Raw genomic sequence first — 21,037 nt, 5'->3', positions numbered from 1 at the left:
GATCTGAACTTTTAAGTATTCCCTTTTAACCAATCCCAAAGGCCTAACGAAAACCCTTCAAAAAGGTTTATACCCAACCAGCTCTTTAAAATATACAGCAGCACTAAGCCTAGCATTAAAGATACGCATAAGAATAAAGCAATAACCGCTGCCATCACTAGCTTACCTATGCGGCTCTCGGTACGCGATAGGTCGCGCTTATCTCGGCCTGCCAATAAAACGAAGTAATATCGGCTTCGTAGTAAACCTATAGTGCCTCTTACATCAATTTTGTGGCTACCCCATCGCCGACCAGCTAGGGCTGTGTTCAAGTGAAACAATTGGTCGTCAGTAAACGAATCGGCAACATTTTTAGGCATACGTTCCAGCATATGTTGAACGTTAGGCTCTTCTTTTATCGGTCGCTTTATCTTTAATACCACACAAATCCCCTTGTGTTATAAAACCAATGTCGGTTATTTATCTTGCTTTCCCATGTGTATATCGCGGCTTAACGCACCTAGCGCTAACAGAATATTAAATATAGCGGTATTTGCTGGCGCTTGTAGAGGAAAGTCTACCGTACTGTGTAATGCCATCCCTATAACCGCCATAACAGTGGCAAAGGCTGTTCCCCTAGGCAGTGGATGTCTGCGGTGTCGCATTGCGCTTAAGGCGCTTTTAGCGCACAGCAAAACGAGCAAAGCTATAGCGGCTGCGCCTACTATGCCAAACTCAATAGCAAACTGAAGGTATTCGTTGTGAGCATGATCGTAAAAGTGCTGAATAGATTCACTTTGAACCTGAGGGTATACCGTATAAAAGGTGCCACCACCTGTACCTATAACTCCATATTGAGAGAGAAGGGGTAGGGCATCAGTAACAACTTCATCGCGGCTTTCTTGGGTTAAGTTGGTTTGCTCTATGCGTTGCTGAACCTGCTTAAGCCCAAATAAACTACTTACAATAAGAATATCGATGATCAGCATACTGATAAATAGCACGACATAGCTTTTTTGGCGCGGCTTAAAGTAAATTAAGCCTAGTGTGGCGGTAATAGTCATAGTTATGAAAAAGGCGCTATTACCCATTCTAGAGCGAGACATAACTAACGCAATAACCATAATAATAATGCCAATACGAAACAGCACTTTATTACTTAGCCAAAAACGCACGATTCTACGTAAACGCTCTCTAGGGCTAGAACCACTTCGGACACGCAAGCTAGCTATCATATAACCAATGGCAGCACTTAAACAAAGCAAAAGAAAATTAGCGTAGTGGTTCTTATACACAAAACTTCCAGTGGCGATATGCGAAACAGGTAACTTAAACACCAAGCTATATTGCAGACCAGACAATACTTCTAATGAGCCATATATAGCCTGAAACACGCCAGCAGCACTTATCACTATTAGTATATATCTAAGTCGCTTACCTGTATTAACTAACGTCAGCGTTATAAAAAATAAAAAACAATAGGCGAGAGATTTAAAAAATATTACGTCGCTTTGGCCCACATCGAAGCTAAGAGGTAGCCATTGCGAACTTATACTCTCCATGTCCTCGACATTTTCATTAAGTAGAAAATGAACGCGTTCGGGGCGCAGAGCTTCAACCAAAGAAAAGGGCAGGGGAACTATATTGATAAGCTGCCAGGTTAAAAATACTAACCAAACAATTACCAGCAGTTTGTGTTGTTCGTATAGCTTTGAAAGTAAAGATTTGTGAGTAAGTAATAAAATGCCGCCATGAAGGAAAACCGACATTTGCATTAGTGCCCATGCCCACGGGCGATTGGCACCTAGTGATAAAGGCAGCCAGAACAAGGTAAACAAAAGAAAACCGAAAAGAAACTTTTCGGTTTTCTGGGTATTAAAAATAGGCACTTACAACGTACTAGCGCAAAATTTAAATGTAATGTGCTTTAGTTCGCTGAAATAGTAGTATCGCCGCCGCCAGCGCCAGCAGCACCTGTACCTACACCTAGCGGAGAAAACGTATTTCCAGCCGCACCTGCAGCAGTGGCAGTTAAAGTGCTAGGGTCTACACCCGCATTGATAACCGCTAATAGCGCGTCTTCTTCGCTGATAACCTGCATCTGAAGGGCAATGTTATAAACCTCATTAGCATCTTCTGGAAACATCAAAATAGCAATAGTAACAACCTGCGAAGCTTGTTCTGGCAGTGCTGTAAAACCTGCTATAGCAAGTTCAAAGCCGGTGGCGTTATCATTCAAAAGGCCCACTAATGATTCGAAAGCATTCTGATTTTCGCCTAAATAGGCCACAGCTGATACATCAAAAAATAGTGCTTCATCAAGCACGGTCTGGCTTACTTCACTTGCTGCTTGCTCAACCGCGGCACCTTCTTCAATTTCAGTAATCAAAAGGTTTCTAACTTGTAGGCCTGGTACACTACCTTCTTGTGCAAAAGAAACTGTCGAAAAAGCGATTAAAGCGCTTAAAAGCACAGATAAAAAAACGTTGCTACGCATAACTTATCCTTAGATTAAAGACGTCGGGTTAGCTTCTTGCTAACGCCATATGGCCATATTGTACAACAAGTGAACGTACAAGATCTCGCTTTTGTTGTACATCTATTCATTTATGCTCATTTTACGCGTGTATCAAAACTGCCACAGCGAAGGTTTCGCAAAATAAAAACCTTGTTGATACGAAACATCTAACTTTGACAAAGCGACACATTCCGCTTCATTCTCAACAAGTTCAGCAATGATGTTAATACTTAACCCACGAGCGATACTCAATAAACTACTTACAAACAGCTGACTGTCTTTGTCTGAGTGAATATCTTTCGTAAGTTTGCCGGAAATTTTTACAAAATGAGGCTGAATAGCCCTCAACCCAACTAATGATGCAAGATTGTCTCCAAAATGTTCAATGGTAATCTTGCAGCCTAAATTAACCAGCGACTTGCAAAATGATACCGCATCGTTTTTATGGTGTATTAATGCAGAATCTTCTAATTCAAAGATCAAATAAGTGCACAGCGCTTCATTTTGGTTCAGTACACCTAATAACCACTGTCTAAATGAAGCGTTGGCTAGCGATGCGTTCGCAATGTTAATTGCAACATTACGTTTGTCTTTTGCTAGCTTATTAAGCACTAAACTTACCACCAACTTATCTACCTCAGGAATTAAGTTCAAGCGCTCTGACGCCGGAATTAATTGAGACATTGGTATCGGGTTGTCAGTATCTTTATCTTTAAATCGTGCAAACGCCTCGAAATAAGCGGGCGTGTTTTTGTCAACGTTCATTACAGGTTGAATTAGTATATCGGCGTACTGCTGGCGTAATATTTGGTTTAAACGCTCTTTCCACGCCGTATTGCTGTGAATATGAGAAAGCTCAGACGCAAATTGCCAGCCATTGGGTTGCTTTGTAGCGGCCATAAGCGCGCTATCAGCGTTTTCCATAATTTCAGAAAAAGATTGCTGGTCATTAAATTGCGCTGCACCTATCCATACTGCCTTACTGCCATCTTTAAGCGGGTTGTAGTGAGACAAAGTGGTATTAAGTACCTGCAGGTGCGCTTCACATTCTTGCTTTGTTATAGCCTCTGTAACCAAAACAAAATCAGCGCCCGATACCCTAAACAAAAAAGATGTTTCTTGAATGCTAGATGAGAAGTTTTTAAGCTCGTCAGCTACACCAGTAACATATTTATCGCCATCTTGTGCGCCTAATGTCATGTTAATAGCGTTTAGTTGTGCAAGACGTACTAAAATTACATAGCCTTCATCCGAGGTGGCAGTTTTACTTAGTAGCGCGTTCATATGGCGGGTGAAAGCGTTTCTATTTTGCACACCGGTAAGACTGTCTTCAAAAGCTTGAATTCTAAACTGCTCGGCCTTTTGAGTTAATTCTTTAAACATTACTTCAACAGACGAAGAAAGCCTGTTTACCGCCTGAGTTATAAAGGAAAGTTCTTTCGTAAAAGGCTTGTAGTTAATGTGAGAGAACTTTTGGTTTTGTATATCTTCAATTTTATTTACCACAATACGAAGCGGTTTTGTAATGGCAGTGATGATAAAGAGAAGGGCAATATAGGCAAAAACAAAGGCTGCAAAAAACATAAACGCACTTTGCTTTACGCTTTCCCACAAAGTTTCATTGGCAAGCCCTGGGTGACTTTGAACCGCAAGCTCACCCGCCATCGTCCAACCGTTATTTAATTCGGTTTTTTCTACCGGTGGTGTAACTTCCACAATATTAGTAAACCAGTCTGGCACCGTATCAATAGTGTTAGGGTTACGCCTTTCAATCAGTAAATTCCCTTCCATATCGGTAATGGTTATATATTGGTAAAACCCTCTATCGAAAATAGCGTTTACCATGGTTTCGGCTACCGCAATACCGTTGTCTTCACTTAAATATGGGGTGATAGATAGCCCCAACGAAGTCGCGGTATCTTGCGCGTGGGTGGCAAGCTGCTCGTTTACATATTCTCTGGTTAACTTAACGTTTATTATGAAAGAACCAGCAAAAACTACTATCAAAAAAACGAGTAAGCTTGTACTTAGTTGGGTAGATAGTCTCATTATTCTTCTTTATCTCCGTACATAACGCGGTCAAGCCGCTCTACCATATCGTCCCACATCTTCATCGGGCCGCTTCCCCTCAGCTTACGGCCCGTTCCCATAGCTTTTGCAGCCCACAAGCCGTTACCGTTAAAGCTATAAATGGGTGACAAATCTCTTCTTTTATTAGCGGGCAATATACGCCTATTTATATTATCCAAAACAAGTGGAATAGAGGTTGGGGTTTCATAATACGCCAAAACCATGTGGGGTTGGCGTAATTCTAAGGCGGTTACATACATTAATCGCAACTGTTGTTCAGGAACGCCAAGTTCAATTAAAGAGAAGTATTTGGCTATAGTGTAATCTTCACAATCGCCCGCACCCGTGGAAATAAATTCAATTGGCGTTGCCCAATAATCTTTTTGTTGCCAGTGAACAAGGTCATCGACAAAATCAAAACGATTGAAAAAACGGTTTATTTCGTAAAGCTTTTCGTCTAGATCTTCGCTTTGTAACTCAGTTAGAAGTTGTCGCCATTTAGCGACGTCTTCGCTAGCTTCAGGACCGTAAGCAGAGCTTATCCTTGAATAAACTTCTTCAGTGAATACTGTGCTTTGTTGTGCAACCAATACTGGTGCAAGCAAAAAATATAAGGCAAATAGCGCGCATACAAACGCGAGGGATACATGTAGCCCTTTTATACGAGAAAACGCGTTTATCTGATAAAAACTTGCTTTAATAAAAGTGCCTCAATAGTGTGCAAAGCTTTATTATATTTTACGTACTTGTAGTTAATAATACTGATAATAAAAATGAAGTGCATTGAAAATACACAAAAACTGCCACAATGAAGCACTTCAACTGCTTAGAACTTGCTTACGGCTCGAAACTTGCTAAATAATTTTGCATCCCGCTCGCATAACTTGTATTTTGCACCCGCTAAGATGGAGTTGTTAATCAACGCTGCTATGGAACTATTAAAAACAGTGCTCACTAATGATCATTCGTAAAAGCCCACTTTACATATTTTCACCCGTCATCTACTTGCTATTGCTTACAAGAGCATCACTTGACCCTATATTAAAAATGACGGATTTTGGCGGTATAAGCTTCGGTGCGCTGCTTAATCTTGCGGTAATTGTATTTTTTTTGGTGGACTGCTGCAAAACAGAGGTTCTATACCGGCAAGCGTTTTAAAACTTTGGGCTGGTTTCCTCGTGGTAGGGTTAATTTCTATTGTTATTTCACCTACACCAGTAACTTCATTTCGCTCGTACGTTTCTGTTCTTACCTATTTTGGAATTTTTTCTTTAGCCTACACATTCGTACGGTCCAGGGAAGATCTTGAATCGATAATAAAATTGATCATTTACTCGAGTTCCATACCGTTTGCGGTATCCATTGTTCAATTTATCTTCCCAGAAACCAGTACAACTAGGCATGGTTTCAGGCTTCACGGTACCTTTAGCCATCCAAATATTTATGCATTTTACTTAGTGCTTATTGCAGCTGTGTCATTCTATAGCATTAAGTCAAACACGGTCTTTTTCTCGAAAAGGTTTATCCGGTTATGTATTGCACTTATACCTTTAAGTGCAATTTGCCTGATAGCTACTCAAACACGAAGCGCTTGGGTTGCATTCTTCGCTATATTTTTTATCTACGGTGTTCTGTACGAACGTAAATACGTTGTTCTAATGTGTTGTATTGGTGTTTTGGCATTGTTTTTGCCATTCGTTCAGGACCGAATAGCTGACCTTGCATCTGATTCTCAATTGACTGATTCGGGTGGCGAGAAGCTTAACTCTTATGCATGGAGAAAGGTGGTATGGCTCTCTTCTTGGGAGTTCATACAGAATAAGATTTTCTTTGGACACGGTTATAATACGTTCGCTTACTACTTTTTAGATTTCTTCACGATGGAAGAAAGCCATGGTTTTGACGCGCATAATGCATATGTTCAGATAGCATTTGATATGGGATTCGTGGGGCTCTTTTTTTACCTTGTGCTATTAGTTGGAATTTTGCTTAAGCATTTAAAAAGCTTTGCGAAAGACCCCAAAGGAAACAGTGTGCTTTTAGCTTTAATAGCTTCATATATGGTTGTTTGTTACTCGGACAATATTTTATTTTACCTTTCTTACTGTTGGTATTTGTGGCTACTTTTGGGTGCTACTTGTGCGATATTGGAGAAGCGCGTCAAAAAAAAGATTACTAGTCCATATTGATTGGATAAATAAGTTGTAATTTTTTTAGATGACAACTGTTAGAATTAAACAAGTTGGTCTTGTTTATTTGTGAAACGGATAATGAAAAGTGATTAGGAATATCTTAAGGAGAATACAGCATTTTGGGCTCCCGGTGTTTTTCTGGCAATTTATTAGTAATAGAGTAAGTAAAAATTCTAATGCGCAATCGGTATTGGAAGTTAAAAAGCACACAGCGATTAAAAATAAACTAATTTCTTCATTAGATTTCGATTTTGATAGCTATAGTAACTCGCAGCAAAATGAAATTGTTGAACGTCCGGCTATTTGGTACTTTTGGTGGGACGGTAAAGATAATTTACCCGATGTTTGTTTACACTGTCTAAAATCAATTGAAATGAATTGTTGTGAAAGAAAAGTTATTTTTGTGGATAAAAATAACTACAGAGACTTCGTGAAAATTCACCCTGTAATCGAAAAGAAATTTAAAGAAGGTATTATACCGATACAGCAGTTTTCTGATGTATTGCGAGTGGAACTGCTTAAAACCTATGGAGGTTTATGGTTAGACGCTACTATGTTTATCACTTCTGACCTAGAAACCGAGTTGAACTCACGCTTCTTTACCTTAAAACACGGTGCACAGACTCGTTTTGTGTCTAATGGTAGGTGGTCAATCTCTTGTATCGGAGCTGAAAAAGCACACCCTTTGTTCATGTTCTTGTCAGATGCGTTTAAACGTTACTACAGTAAATATGATAGTTTAGTCGACTATTTTTTAATGGACTATCTAGTTGATATCGCATACGAGAATATTTCGAGTGTATCAATTGATATAGATTCTGTAGCCCAAAACAATCCTGATATTTACTTTTTACAGAACAATTTTGACAAAAAATTTGATTCAGTAGAATTTGATAAAATAACTTTAGACACCAAATTCTTTAAACTTAACTGGAGAGATAAGTGTAGTTTTTGTACCGATGGCGATGAGAGTTACTCGAGTAAGATCTTTAAACTCTATATTTGATTTTAGAATGGTAATTCCTGTCTTTTCAAATTTTAATAGTTCAAAATTAGCAGAGTCTTTTATGACGGTGGCATTTTTCTCGCCAAGTTCTTTAAGCATTAATTTTTTTAGTTTGGTCTATGAAAAATGCAGGTTGTTTTTTTAAAAATTATAAGTCTTAATATATTATCAATATTAATGAGTAGGTTTGAATGTTAAAAGTCTTAGTGTCGGGCGCGTTATACAATATTGTAAATATTGTTGCGCAGATTCTACTTGGCCTGGTGGTATTTCGCGAAATGTTATTGCATTTTGGTGAAGCTGATTTTGGAACATGGTCTCTTCTATTTGCTATTTTAGCTCATGTTAAACTTTTCGAGTTTGGACTCGGCTCTATAATTTCTAAACTCGTACCTATATTGAAAAAGGGCGATAGCAAAAATGTCTCTTACTTCTCGACAGCTATCGTTGCTATGGCCCTCATTTTTGCAGCTTTTCTCGCTGTGCTTATTGCAGTGGCGCTAATAGGTGGTCAAGAAACACTTCAATTTCAAGGGACAGAAGCGTTTACTCTAGTTTTATTCCTCATGGGCTGTAATTTTCTTTTTCTCTATCTAACCGGTGCATTTCATGCTTACCTTACTGGAAGTTTTAAGGTTGGCCGATTAAATAGCGTACGCCTTTTTATTAACATCCTTCGAAGTGTATTGATAATTGGCTTTTTACAATTCAATTCTTCAGTCGTTATCGTCGCATATATTTTTGCATTGACTTCGCTATTAGAGCTACTGCTACTCTTTTTGATATCCGTAAAATCAGGTTTTTTTGAAGATCTAGATCTCAGTACATGCTCAATATCATCATTTAATTATGTTGCTGAGAGAGGTTACAAACTTTTTTTCTTAGCGTTAACGATTACGTTCGACAAAATGCATTGGTTATCGTCTGTGGTTTTATCTTAGGTGTAATAGCAATAGTTCCACTGAGAATAGCTGGTCGGTTGATGGAAATTTACGTGCAAATATCGGTCTCTTTGAATTATATATTGACACCATATTTCAGCAGTATCGCTATCGGCGACAATGATTCTGTTAATAAAAAGTTTTTAATTAGCATTAACTGTGCGACAACTTTGTCAGCCCTGATCTTTTTAAACATTGTTTTCATTGGTGACTGGTTTTTAGCATTGTGGTTGGGCGACGTTCCGCAATTTACTCCAGAAGTTGTTAACCTGATAGCTGTCGGTTTTTGTATCGCAACGATTCAGGGCCCTTGTACATCATTTTTGATATCTAAAGATAAAAATAAAACAATTATGCTTTTATGTATTTTAGAGATAGTAACACTGCTTTCTATCATTTACCCTTTCGTAAGTCTTTTTGGGATCATGGGGGCAGCTTATTCGATGGCTATAAGTTTGGGTCTATCAAGGGGAGTACTTCAACCCATAATTATCAGTAGAGTCTTGAAAATAAGCTTATTGACCTATTGTGTTAACCTATTTGTTCCAATGCTTGTTTTAACAGTTGTACTAGGCATCCTGTACTTGGGGGCAACTAATTTAGGTTTTACAAATGAGAACTTTACAGTCATTTCTTTCGCAACCATGCAAGCTGTTGTCGCAATATCAGCAGCTCTTTACTTAAAGTCAAAAATTATTAAACAACAAAGTTAAACTTAAACCAGTTGGGTTACGGAGCTTTAAGTTGGGTATGAAAATAGTGTTTTTTTTAGGGGTGGAATATTAATGAGCGTCTCTGTTAGTGCCATAATCCCAGTTTATAATGGTGAAAGTTTTCTTCAAGATGCGATTGAATCGATACTTCAGCAAACGCACCAAGTTAGTGAGATAATAATTATTGATGATGGTTCAAAAGACAAAAGCTTTGATATTGCCATTTCAATTAGCAAATCATCATCAGTTCCGATAAGAGCTTTTAGACAGCAAAATTCTGGAGTTTCTGTTGCGAGGAACTTGGGGCTTCTTAAAAGCTCAGGAGACCTTGTGGCTTTTTTAGATGTAGATGACATTTGGAAGCCTACTAAAATAGAAAAGCAATTGGCCCTATACGATGAACTTAAAAATCATGAAGCATTTATTTTCACAGATTATTATTTAGATGATGAAAATGACACATGTAGAGCTTTAGCAGGGTATACAGACTACAATGTGTGCACCCAAACAAACTTTTCAAAAGAAGATTTTCAGCTAGCGTTTATCAGACGAAACTTTGTGGGTACGGCATCGACTGTAATATTTAATCGAGAGTTAGCTATGAAAATTGGTGGTTTCAATCATAGGCTCAATCACTCAGAAGATTTTGATTTTATACTGAGGTATTCACAGCATGGATGTGTGTACGTTATTACTGACCCTTTGGCGGTAAAACGAAGTCATGGTGCCAACTTATCAGGCGATTTGAAACTTCATTTTTGGAGTCATTATATCGCGCTTAAAAGTAATATTGATCTCTCCTCCTCATTTACACGCTTCAATTATCGAGGTGATGTAGAGTACGAAATGATGCTATCACACGATACGTATTTAGTTCGTTTCTGCAACCAAATGTATGAAATATCTATTAAGAATGGCCTTAAGGAGTACTTTCAAGCAATTCTTAAAATAAAAACCCTGCGCGGTTTTAAGGTATTTTTAAAAGCCTTTACGAGAAAAGTGATTCGTACTGCGTCGTTTGGCGTAATTAAGCGCTCATAGCTGTAATGGTGTATATAAGCTATGCATTTGAGGCGAATACCTTCGAATGCAAATGCTTCATTACGCACGTGACCATTATAAATATGAAAAATGTCAACTCGGAAAAATTTAAATGAAAAACGACTTAATAATATACGGATATAATTGCAAAAACCTTGGCGACGATCTGATGTTTGCCGAGATTATCAATAAAACGGATTACAAAAGATATTTTTTCATAGGGCACGGAGAGGTGCCTAATTTTGTCAATAAGGAAATATTCTTCATCAAACCAGGGCGTCTGATGAAGCTAAGGTGGAAACTCAAAGCCGACTTTGCCGTAATCGGCGGTAGCGTTCTGATGGGAGCTTCACCGCAGCAAAAGGATGCTATTAGACAAAAAATCGAATGGTTTAAATGGAACAAAATTACGGGCGGAAGAAATTTTATAATAGGTGCTAACCTTGGGCCGTATGACGATGAAAAGGAATACCTGGATTTATTATCCGCTCTTGGCAGCGTGGTTGATAAGTGGTTTGTAAGAGATAACGTCTCATTTGACATGCTAGAAAAGGTAAGAACTCGTTACTTGAAACTAATGCCAGATATTGTCATGGGGTTTGATAAAGAGCGCTTTATGGAAGAAAGCGACTCTTCTGTTGCTATCTCTGTAACCTCGGTCGGTAAAGACAACAATAACCTGATAGATGCAGAAAGTTATGCTGGAGAAATCGCACAATTAGCACAGTCATATATTGATCAGGGTAAATCAGTTAACCTGTTAAGCTTCGAAGACCGAGTCGACTTAGAGCCGATAGATAAAATAGCATCTCTAATAAAGCAAACAAACGGAAGCGTTAATATTATAAAGAATGTGGGAGAAGACATAGTTAAAGCCATTGCCCAAGCTGATGTTGTAGTATCTACAAGATTTCATGCTATGGTTTTGGCAGCTTTGTTCGAAAAGAAGCAGATCATTTATGCTTACAACAATAAAACAACGCAGTTTGCTCAGACTTATGGTTTCGAAACCTATGTTGTTACTGGTTCCTACGTTGGAAAGGACCCTGTTAAAACCTCATTCGATAAAGACGTACTTAGATTTGCCAAGACTTACGCTGAATTAGTTCAAAAATAAGCTTGTTAGTGTCAGGAATATTTACAACTCACGTTTTTCATGTTGTAACTATATGAAATTATTGGGTTAAATGTTTGGCATGTTATTTGTATATGGTACGAGTAGTTAGTTAGTTTTAGCTTGTTTAGTAAAGGTTGTAGTAATGAAAAAGCTTGTTTTAGCAATATTTAGCGTTCTATCGCTTACAGCAAATGCTGCGGTTATAGAATTAGATTTTAGCGATACTTTTGCAAATTACGGTAACCAGTTTGATTCTGGTACAGTTGGTGCCGAAAATGGTGGCAAGACATTATCAATGTTTGGTAACAACTGGGTTGCATTTGAAGGTGTGTACAACATAACCGCAGATACTATTCTTCAGGTTACTTTCTCTTCTAGTCAAATAGGTGAGTTACACGGCTTTGGGTTTGATAATGATGTTATTTTTGACAATGTAGATGATTATCAAAATGGCGAAAATCGTTACTTCCAGTTTGCTGGTACGCAGACTTTCGGAGTTCAAGACTATAATACTTACTCAGTTCCTAACACGATAGAGACTTTTACTGTTGAAATCGGAAAGTTTCTAACAGGAACATTCAGTCAGCTTGTGTTCATCAATGACAAAGATGAAGGTGTTGAAAATGCACAGTCATCTTATAGCATCGCAACGTCTGATTCTAATTTTGTGGCTTCTGTAAACGGTCCTGGCGTTCTGACACTAATGCTAATGTCATTAACGTTGATGTTTGCTTCAAAGAGAAATCGCAAATAACAATTCTTTTTTCTCGAAGAATAATTAGAGCCGCTAGTATAGCGGCTTTTTTATGCCCACTGTCCCGTCCTGAAATACGTTGACATAAAGAGGACTTCTTTATGACAACTTCAAGTAATCAAAGACCTAAGCGCACACATTGCATAAGCTCTAAATGATTATTAAATCAAACTGCTCTCAAGCGTACTTCCACTCCTATCGGTTGCTTAATGGTTTAATTATTGCTTCATAAATTAAAAGGCGCATAGTAAACGCGAAAGGGTAATTCAACGCTACGGTTCTCAGTAGATGATTTCTTAAAATTACCACTCTAGTATCTTGTAATTTAATTACGTTTTTCTGTTACCATAGTGCCAATAAAGTATTTATTAGTTAGACTGATTTGAAAAGGATTTAGATTGTTAGTTACTGTTTATATCACCACCTACAATCGCAGAAAGCTGTTAGAGCGGGCGATTAATTCAGTTTTGAATCAAACCCATTCGCCAATCGAGCTTATCGTTGCCGATGATGGCTCAACAGACGGCAGTCAAGAATACCTAACGGAAATGCATCAGCAAGGTATATTAACCGCAATACTCAATACAACCGGCAAGTCAAAAGGAGCGTGTTACGGTCGTAATAGAGCAATTTCAATCGCTAAAGGAGAATTCATATCTGGATTAGATGACGATGATTACTTTGAACCATGGCGAATAGAAACATTTATTAAAAAATGGCAAGAATATACAGTAAATAAGAAAGTATTTTCTGCGCTGTTTGATAGTGTTGTAGAACATAGAAAAAGTGGTCCAGTAGCGTGTTATGATACCAAAGTAGCTACTTACCAAAAGTTGAGAAAAGGTAATGTAGTTGGTAACCAAGTGTTCACTAAAACTTCTTATTTGAAAGCGGTAGGTGGCTTCGATGAACAGATGCCAGCACTACAAGATTGGGATACTTGGCTAAGGTTATCTAATCAATATGGTGATATTTTGAATATAAACTCTCGTTCCTATATTCAAATCCAGAACCACGCAGGCGAGAGAATAACCGGCAAACCTGCTCAAAAGATTCGTTTTGCATTTAATCGATTGATGAATAAGCTTCAGCCATTAACTCGCTCAGAAGAGTCGCATCTGTTAGCTACTATGTATAGTGGTTACCCTCAGATCGATATCAGGATTTCCGAACTTTTTAAAATATTTATGGGTGGTCATTTTAGAAAGGTCGCTCAAGTCGTTAAAAGGACTTTACTTAAATGAAGATTCTTTATCTTATTAATCAGTACCCTAAAGTAAGCCATACCTTTATTAGACGAGAAATATTGTCGCATGAAGAGAATGGTATAGAAGTTTTAAGGGTTGCTATGCGTTCTGATGATCCGAACGACATGAGCAAAGTTGATTTCACAGAATATGAAAAAACGCACTACGTGCTAAAACAGCCCAAATTTGAATTATTAAAGCACGTTTTTAGTGCAATTAGAGAAAATCCAAAGAGCTTTCTTAAAGCTTTAAAGGTGTTATTCAAAATGCATTCTGCATCGAAGCAGAGCTTGCTGATTCATCTAATTTATTTGGTGGAAAGCTGCAACGTTGCGAAAGTCTGCAAAGAAAGTGACGTAGATCACATACACGCGCACTTTGGTACTAATCCGGCGGAAGTAGCGATGTACACAAGCATTATTAGTGGCGTACCTTATAGCTTTACCGTTCATGGACCTGAAGAGTTTGACAAACCTTTAACGCTAAACCTAAACCAAAAAATAAAATACGCGAGCAGAGTAATAGCGATAACTAATTATTGTAAATCGCAGCTTTTCCGCTGGGCTGATTATGAAGACTGGCAAAAAGTAGGGATTGTTCACTGCGGTCTTGAGGATAACTTCTTTAATGAGCAAACTTTAAACTCGAAAAGAGAAGGGGATGAATATCGTTTTTTATGTATTGGTCGCTTATGTGAGCAAAAAGGGCAATTACTATTATTAGAGGCATTTTCTCGCTTTATTAACGCTGGCTTTAAAGCACACCTTACTTTAGCTGGTGATGGCGAAATGCGAGTAGCCATAGAGTCTTTCATTAAGCAGCACAATCTGCAGAGTAATGTAACCATAACGGGTTGGGTTGATAGCATCGAAATTAAAGAGTTACTTAGTAAAAGTGACGCAATGCTGCTACCTAGTTTTGCCGAAGGTTTACCTGTGGCTATTATGGAGGCTATGGCTACAGGTGTGCCTGTCATTAGTACTGCAATTGCAGGTATACCAGAGCTTGTAGTAGATAAGGTTACAGGCTTTTTGGTGTTTCCTGGTTCCGTTAATTCACTCGAAGAAGCATTAGTAGCATTTACCAAATTGAACCAAATTGAGTTAGATGCGATTCGAAAAAGAGCTTTCGAAGCGGTTAAGAAAGAGCATAATATAACGACAGAAGCTGAAAAGTTAGCTGTGCTGGTTGGAGCAAAAGAATAAATGATTCTGCTAGATATTATTTTCTTTATCGTGGCTTTTGTATCAGCCTTTCTTTCTTTACAGCTATTCTTAGGTCTTCGAAACAGTAACTCGGTTGAAGTAAACAACAGTGACAATACTTTGCCATGCGTGGTCCTAATTCCGGCACATAATGAGGAGTTAGGTATTGCAAAGACAATAATGTCTGCAAGAGAAGAGGTTAAAGAGGGCGACTTGATATTGGTTGTCGCAGATAATTGTTCAGACAGTACGGCTGCTGTTAGTCGAGATGCTGGAGCTATCTGCATCGAACGTACTAATTTAGAATTAGTGGGTAAGGGGCATGCATTGCAATACGGGGTCGATTACTTAACCGAAAATGATGTTGAGTTTGCTACCGTTGTTGTAATGGATGCTGATTGCTTGTTTGGTGAAGGGAGTTTATACGCGTTACTAACTGCGTCACAAATGAAAAATTGCGTAGCGCAGGCCCTTTATTTAATGAGATCACCGAATAAAGGCAACATAAAGCTTAATATCAGTGAGTTTACCTGGCTGATAAAGAATTGGGTGAGACCATTAGGCCAAAAAAGGCTAGGAATCAGCTGCCATCTTCAAGGTTCTGGTATGGCTTTTCCAAAGTCAATCTTAAATAAATACTCTTTAGCGTCTTCTAGTATTGTTGAAGACCTTGAACTAGGTTTGCACATAGTCCAAGGGGGGGAAAAAGTGACGTTTGTTCCCCGTGCTTTAGTGACGAGTGAATTTCCTGAGAACAATGAAGGGCTCGAAAACCAACGAAAGCGTTGGGAGCATGGCCATTTGTCTGTTGTAAAGAAAATGCCAAGTATGATGCTGCAAGGCTTGAAACAGTTAAACTTCAGGTTGTTTTTTCAGGCATTAGACGCTGCAATCCCCCCAACTATTATGTGGATAATACTCACAATTCTTACATTAGTTGTCTCGTTTATCGCTGCAATTTTCGACGGTTTTTATTGGTCTGCAGTCATAGGGCTGTGTATCTCTTTTTTTGCTTTAGCAATTGTTTGTGTATGGTTTAAATATGGAAAAAAAATATTACCACCAGCGCAATTAAAAGGCATGATACCTTTTGTTCTGAGCAAATTTAGTGTTTATCGCACTTTTATTTCAAATCGTGAAAAAAACTGGGTGAGAACGAAGCGGGACAATGAATGATTAGGTTGAAATCAACCTAATCTTTCTTGTTTCATGTTTTTTCGTAATATCCAGAAAAACTTCGGTATACCTATAGCATATCTATTAAATAGTCTAATTGGCTCATTCATTAAACGATAAAGCCATTCCAAATTAAGTTTTCTAAAAATAGAGGGGGCACGCGTAAAACGATTTGCGATGAAGTCAAATATGGCGCCGCCGTTCACTACAACCAATGGCTTTTCATAGTTGCGTTGTAGAAAAGCTGAAAAGTACTCTTGTTTTGGCATACCCATACCCAGTATTAATATTTCGGGTTGATATGCCTCTACAAACTCAAACATTCTTTCGTTACTTTGAAAGCCATCTATAAAAGCTTCAACATTGTGACCGTTTGATTTATAGATTGATGCAGCTTGCTCTATGTAGGGAGACTCTGTTCCGATAAAACATACCGTTTTCCCTTTGAAACGGTCTAAGATTAACGGTATTAAATCGGTACCGTTAGCGTTATAGCCAACGGGCTTGCCGTATTTTTTTAATAGTATTTTTGCACCAATACCATCTCTAAACAAAAGGTTTGCACCTAACAAGCAGTTTTTAAACTTGTTATCACTATTTGCCATGGTGTAAGCGTGGGCATTAATAAACGAAATCACGCTAACACTATCGTTTTCTAGTTCGAGAGCTACTGCTTTTAAGGCTTGCTCTTCTGCTTGTGTAGGGCTAATTTTTTCGGCAATACATTTCATTAGATAGCATCTCATTACACAGATATTCATGTACTGAATATCTTACTATTATCTTTTAGTATAATCGAACTACTTTACGTGGTGGAAAGTGTTTTTCGTCATTAAGCTCAAAGACTACTTTTCTATTAAAACTCAACTTTTAAAATAAGCTAGTTCGCGCACCCTTGATAACTCTGTAGCTTTGAAACCTCTATTCTAATTACTGAGCTAACCTGCTGAAGAATGTACACGTACTCACCATCTTCTGTGAACTCAATATCGACCGCCCCACTTTGGTTCGGCATTATACAAGTAATATCAATCCATTCATTTTCGTTATCATGTCGTAGTAAAACTTTCCCGTTTGGCTTTCTACTCCAGTCAATTGCCCCTGCTAGTGTTATCGAATGGTCGGGCGCTTCTCTTATTACCATAAATGCTGATGCCGATGGTGCCTTTACTATTTCATAGAACGTGTCGTCATTGTCATCAAATTTATAAATAATCGCTCCCCCACGTGAACCTAGCAGATATAAAGAGTCGTTGATAACTTCTAAACTAAATGCCCACAAGCCGTCTGGGGCTTCAACGGTTTTTATTACTTCTCCTGAAACCAAGTCATGAAAAAGTAGCCGTTTTGTATTATCTATGTGATAGCTTACTAGCCTATTTTTAAACTTTGTGAACGCACGATATACACGGTTTTTCTCGGTAGAGTATAGAAGTTGACCAGCGTTGCCTTCAGTACCGTTGGTACTGGGGCTATTAGCTGAGGTTAGTTTGAATAAACCGCCTGTTGAACCATCTTTATAGGCATAGATATCATCAGAAACTACAAGCTTTCTTGCATAACTCTGACCCCAGAAGCTTCCAACGCTATTGCGTGATGTTGAGTTGTCAACTTTACTCGTATTAACAGAATTATCAGCTTTGTTTATCGAAATAACATAATCTTCTGGTACGTTCCAAGGTGAAAGCGTTGCGAAAACTATTTCTCGATTGCTATCAACAGACCACGCGTGTCCGGCTAACTGCCAGTCAGTCGCTTTACGTGGAAAAACAGGCGTAAAATTATTTAGTTGATTTAATGGCATAGATACCAAGCCATTGTCCATTGCGGTTATGTACAACTTATCGTTGGTAATATGGATATCAGTACCAACAAAATTACTCGCATCGTAAGATTTTTCATAAAACTGATTAGTATTCACATCGTAAGCATATATTCCCCAATAATCACTGAACCAAATTTTGTCGGTAACAGTTTTTGGCATACCAATGGGTTTTGTCATAGATCTACGCCAGTGTCTGTAAGGAAGTGATCTATCATAGACAATTTTTACTTTCTCCCCTACATGCCAGCCAGAGGGGGTCGAACGAAGCTCATATATCGAGGTATTCCATTGACTTCCCAATGCGACAAAGTGCTTATCGAAGTTAGATGAATCAACTAATACGTTCACTATATTTTTATTTTTTAATTCGATATTAACTGTTGCAAAAGAACCTAATTCATATACACCTTTTTCAGTGAAAATCAGTGCACCTGATTCTCTATTTAATTCAGTAATTCGTAAAATTTTGTGGGGAAACGTATACTCAAGGGTATGATATCCATCAATACGATTTATTCTATATAGCTCATTGTCGTAAAATCCGTAAAGGTGGTCGCTATCACTGCTAAAGTACACGCCTTTCAATTTGCTTATCGATAGAGGTACTTCTGACACACTACCTCGATCATCTATGCAAGCCAATTTTGGTTCTAAAGCTGCGAAACATGTAGTTCCATTTACAGAGGTAGAATAGAGTTGAAGACTTGTGTTTCTAAAAGTGCTAAGCGTTAGACCGATTGGCTCCCATACATTTTCGCTGCTAAGTTTGAGTACTTGATTTTTTGCTACTGCAAGCAAGGAGCTATTGTGAACCAGTAACCCTGTTATATTGTAGTTAGTAAGTCCTTTTACCACAGGATACCAATGGGGACGTCTATGTTTCCAAACTCCTGTTACGTCAGACGATGCATATATATCGCCATTAAATTCAACTACGCTACTGAATACTCCACTGCCGCCCCATCCGATTCTTTTAGTGTCAAAGTCAACCCCAGCGGCCGGAGCTAACATATTAATTGATGGATCTAGTCCATTTTCTACTAATAACGCCACCAGCTTTTCTTCAGAAAGAACATTATTGTTAATGATGTAATAGTTTAGGTAATCTAGGTCGTCTGGAAAAAGGGTGTATAGCGCTTGTAGTTTATTGCTTTTTTATTTGGAGTGTCGTTTATCAATAGAGAAAGTTTCCGATAGTCTTTATTGAAAATATCTACAAGAGTACCGTCGTTAAACATTTCAAGAATGGCTTCTTTTTGTCCATCTTTGAAGTTGATATTAAGTGTTGCTGCTAAGTCTGAAAGTACAAGTAGTTGGGAGGTTGATTTTTGATTTTTTAAACTTCTTATGACCTTACTGCCTAGCTGCTCCTTTTCTGCATTTTGACTGGTGTATGCTAAATTGTTACTGCAAGAAGTTAAAATTATTAGGCAGTAGAGGGGAAATAATAGTTTCGACGTAGAAAAAAGAAAAGAATGAACTTTCATTAGAAATTCCTCATTGTGCATGATGAAGACAACTGAAGTAAGGCCGTCAAAAAAACGTTGAAAAAAGCCACATCTTTAGTTTAGTGGTGCATTTACCAGTTCACAAGCTTGATAAGCTTTATCTTGTTTGATATCGGTGGAATCATTTTATTTGGATAATCATATGGGGCTTCGTCTAATGGCTTTGTAACTCCTACTGAATCGTCGCGAAGAACGCTTCAATAGGAGTTACGTTGATATTTGCTCTTGAAAAGAAAAGGTTTCTCAATCGTTTAAGATGTAAAGAGATTTCGCTGAAGTGCAATTTGTGATCAACAGAGCTCATGACATATTTAGAAACTAAATTTAAATGGCTCTCTTAGCATTTTTTCCTACATTTATGAAGTATTTCTCAACATAATTAAAAGAGTAATATGAGGCGAGACAGGTTAGTAAGAACGGGAGAAAAATCATCGTATACTTATAAGTGTTAATGTCTACCTCATACCAGATAAGTATTGCAGAAATACCGTATAGAAAAGCCATGTGAGAGCAATACATTGAATAAGATATATTGCCAAAAAATTTACAGTATCTGTTGTTTAGTGCTCTTTGATAATAGCTGTAAAGAAGTGAATCGCGAAAGAGCGATTCAATACAGATAAAACTAAACCAAATCAATATAGGGATAGTTTTAATAAGGCGATAATTCAACCATTGATAGAAAAACAGTATAATAAACAAAAAAATAGCGCTATCGCGAAGTTTTTGTGTGAGATTTTTGCAGAGACCTTATGGTTTAAAAGTATTGCGCTTAGAATTCCCACAATAAACATTTTGCTGTTTGCCAATATGAAGGAACCGTGACCCATAGTTGCTTTGAAAACAGGCTCTACACACAAAGCCATCAAGATAAGTGCATAGAAAATCACTTGGTTTTTTCTAAAACAAACGAATAAAAATGGTGCGATTATGAAAAATTGAAATTGTAGAGTGAGACTCCAAGCTTGGCCCATTATAGTATAAGCTGTCTTGTCTAAAATCGCGTTTGGGATAAGACCGTGCGCCATTAGTAAGTGAGGAATGAAATGCTTAACAAAATCATTAATTGAAACTTCAGTGAAAGCTAGTCTGGAAGCTGTTTTCTCTATTTCTACAGGGAAATTTTGCAATACATATAGTGCTATTGGGAGCATCGCTGCGGTGATAAGTAAGAACAAAAGATAAACTGGAAATATGCGAAGAATTCTTTGGGAGAGATACTTTTTGAATGGTAAGTTCTTATTCATAAACATCAAGGTAATTACAAAACCACTAATGATGAAAAATAATTCTACTGCTAATCCTTGTCCGAGAAGTTTTGTTGATAATTGCGACTCATTTAAGTTGAAGCCAGCCATAGTAACAGTATGCCCTACGACTACCCACAAACACATTAGCCCTCTCAGTCCATCGAGACCAATAAATCTCATAAAAAACTCCATAAGTATAAATCGAAACTGTTCTAAGAAAATGCGGTTGTTTGGCTTTTCCGCTACTAATCAATCGCTTGAGAAGCTTTCTGTAGCCTTGGAATAGAAACTTCATAGTATCATGCGCGAATGTCAACGCGAAGCCATTGTTTGTCTTGGCAAAAAAATAATATTTATCAATAACCGTGATTGAAAAGAATCAAAGTGTGTTAACTGACTTAGCTTTCCTTCTACTTTGAATATTCGAATTATCAATTTTTCAGAAATTCGAAGTATCTATTAACCTTACAACAGCCGGATTGTTGCATCACATTT

19 protein-coding genes are annotated in these 21,037 nt (G+C 37.9%); 10 read left to right on the top strand and 9 right to left on the bottom strand.

Going from position 1 to position 21,037, the window contains the following annotated elements; all coding sequences use genetic code 11:
• Positions 1–11 precede the first annotated feature (11 nt).
• From KUL49_RS02840 to KUL49_RS02820, 5 genes are all read right to left on the bottom strand, one after another.
• The gene (locus KUL49_RS02840; protein ID WP_131136249.1) at positions 12–422 is read right to left on the bottom strand and encodes a 3-phosphoshikimate 1-carboxyvinyltransferase; all 411 of its coding nucleotides are present in this window, start codon (positions 420–422) and stop codon (positions 12–14) included.
• Positions 423–455: 33 nt separating this feature from the next.
• A complete protein-coding gene (locus KUL49_RS02835) occupies positions 456–1,862 on the bottom strand; it encodes an O-antigen ligase (protein ID WP_131136307.1) in 1,407 nt (468 codons plus the stop codon).
• Between the two features lie 44 nt (positions 1,863–1,906).
• The gene (locus KUL49_RS02830; protein WP_131136248.1) at positions 1,907–2,476 is read right to left on the bottom strand and encodes a hypothetical protein; all 570 of its coding nucleotides are present in this window, start codon (positions 2,474–2,476) and stop codon (positions 1,907–1,909) included.
• Between the two features lie 132 nt (positions 2,477–2,608).
• Positions 2,609–4,546 carry an EAL domain-containing protein gene (locus KUL49_RS02825; protein WP_131136247.1) on the bottom strand — a complete coding sequence of 646 codons (1,938 nt, stop codon included), beginning with the start codon at positions 4,544–4,546 and terminating at the stop codon, positions 2,609–2,611.
• A complete protein-coding gene (locus tag KUL49_RS02820; protein ID WP_373995650.1) occupies positions 4,546–5,157 on the bottom strand; it encodes a transglutaminase-like cysteine peptidase in 612 nt (203 codons plus the stop codon). The genes KUL49_RS02825 and KUL49_RS02820 overlap by 1 nt, the downstream gene beginning before the upstream one ends.
• A 588-nt stretch (positions 5,158–5,745) precedes the next feature.
• Here KUL49_RS02820 and KUL49_RS02815 point away from each other — a divergent pair.
• The 10 genes from KUL49_RS02815 to KUL49_RS02770 all read left to right on the top strand — a co-directional run bounded on the left by KUL49_RS02815 (position 5,746) and on the right by KUL49_RS02770 (position 15,959).
• Positions 5,746–6,756 carry an O-antigen ligase gene (locus tag KUL49_RS02815; protein WP_165477868.1) on the top strand — a complete coding sequence of 337 codons (1,011 nt, stop codon included), beginning with the start codon at positions 5,746–5,748 and terminating at the stop codon, positions 6,754–6,756.
• 88 nt (positions 6,757–6,844) lie between these two features.
• On the top strand, positions 6,845–7,765 hold the full coding sequence (locus tag KUL49_RS02810) for a capsular polysaccharide synthesis protein (protein ID WP_131136244.1): 921 nt from the start codon (positions 6,845–6,847) through the stop codon (positions 7,763–7,765).
• 278 nt (positions 7,766–8,043) lie between these two features.
• Positions 8,044–8,706, top strand: coding sequence for a hypothetical protein (locus KUL49_RS02805; protein WP_131136243.1), 663 nt, complete (start codon positions 8,044–8,046; stop codon positions 8,704–8,706).
• 53 nt (positions 8,707–8,759) lie between these two features.
• Positions 8,760–9,419 (top strand): polysaccharide biosynthesis C-terminal domain-containing protein, encoded by a 660-nt coding sequence (locus KUL49_RS02800; RefSeq protein WP_165477867.1) that lies wholly within the window; start codon positions 8,760–8,762, stop codon positions 9,417–9,419.
• A 72-nt stretch (positions 9,420–9,491) separates the two neighbouring features.
• The gene (locus KUL49_RS02795; protein WP_131136241.1) at positions 9,492–10,460 is read left to right on the top strand and encodes a glycosyltransferase; all 969 of its coding nucleotides are present in this window, start codon (positions 9,492–9,494) and stop codon (positions 10,458–10,460) included.
• 112 nt (positions 10,461–10,572) lie between these two features.
• Complete coding sequence (locus tag KUL49_RS02790; protein ID WP_131136240.1) at positions 10,573–11,577, top strand: polysaccharide pyruvyl transferase family protein; 1,005 nt, start codon at positions 10,573–10,575, stop codon at positions 11,575–11,577.
• Positions 11,578–11,719: 142 nt separating this feature from the next.
• Positions 11,720–12,331 (top strand): hypothetical protein, encoded by a 612-nt coding sequence (locus KUL49_RS02785; RefSeq protein ID WP_131136239.1) that lies wholly within the window; start codon positions 11,720–11,722, stop codon positions 12,329–12,331.
• Positions 12,332–12,729: 398 nt separating this feature from the next.
• Positions 12,730–13,575 carry a glycosyltransferase gene (locus KUL49_RS02780; protein WP_131136238.1) on the top strand — a complete coding sequence of 282 codons (846 nt, stop codon included), beginning with the start codon at positions 12,730–12,732 and terminating at the stop codon, positions 13,573–13,575.
• Entirely contained in the window at positions 13,572–14,783 is a 1,212-nt protein-coding gene (locus tag KUL49_RS02775) for a glycosyltransferase family 4 protein (RefSeq protein ID WP_131136237.1), read from the top strand. Before KUL49_RS02780 ends, KUL49_RS02775 begins: the two co-directional genes overlap by 4 nt.
• Positions 14,784–15,959: a glycosyltransferase family 2 protein gene (locus KUL49_RS02770; protein ID WP_131136236.1), complete on the top strand. Its 1,176-nt coding sequence runs from the start codon at positions 14,784–14,786 to the stop codon at positions 15,957–15,959.
• Positions 15,960–15,970: 11 nt separating this feature from the next.
• Here the strand turns inward: KUL49_RS02770 and KUL49_RS02765 are convergent, their stop codons facing one another.
• The 4 genes from KUL49_RS02765 to KUL49_RS02750 all read right to left on the bottom strand — a co-directional run bounded on the left by KUL49_RS02765 (position 15,971) and on the right by KUL49_RS02750 (position 20,722).
• Positions 15,971–16,690 carry a WecB/TagA/CpsF family glycosyltransferase gene (locus KUL49_RS02765; RefSeq protein ID WP_165477866.1) on the bottom strand — a complete coding sequence of 240 codons (720 nt, stop codon included), beginning with the start codon at positions 16,688–16,690 and terminating at the stop codon, positions 15,971–15,973.
• Positions 16,691–16,839: 149 nt separating this feature from the next.
• Positions 16,840–18,837 (bottom strand): hypothetical protein, encoded by a 1,998-nt coding sequence (locus tag KUL49_RS02760; RefSeq protein ID WP_131136234.1) that lies wholly within the window; start codon positions 18,835–18,837, stop codon positions 16,840–16,842.
• Positions 18,838–18,890: 53 nt separating this feature from the next.
• On the bottom strand, positions 18,891–19,271 hold the full coding sequence (locus KUL49_RS02755) for a hypothetical protein (protein WP_131136233.1): 381 nt from the start codon (positions 19,269–19,271) through the stop codon (positions 18,891–18,893).
• 689 nt (positions 19,272–19,960) lie between these two features.
• Positions 19,961–20,722 (bottom strand): acyltransferase, encoded by a 762-nt coding sequence (locus KUL49_RS02750; protein ID WP_165477865.1) that lies wholly within the window; start codon positions 20,720–20,722, stop codon positions 19,961–19,963.
• Between the last annotated feature and the right edge of the window lie 315 nt (positions 20,723–21,037).

The sequence above is a fragment of the Alteromonas sp. KUL17 genome, assembly GCF_006538305.1.
GTDB classification, from domain to species: domain Bacteria; phylum Pseudomonadota; class Gammaproteobacteria; order Enterobacterales; family Alteromonadaceae; genus Alteromonas; species Alteromonas macleodii.
This window is presented reverse-complemented; position numbering and strand designations above follow the sequence as displayed.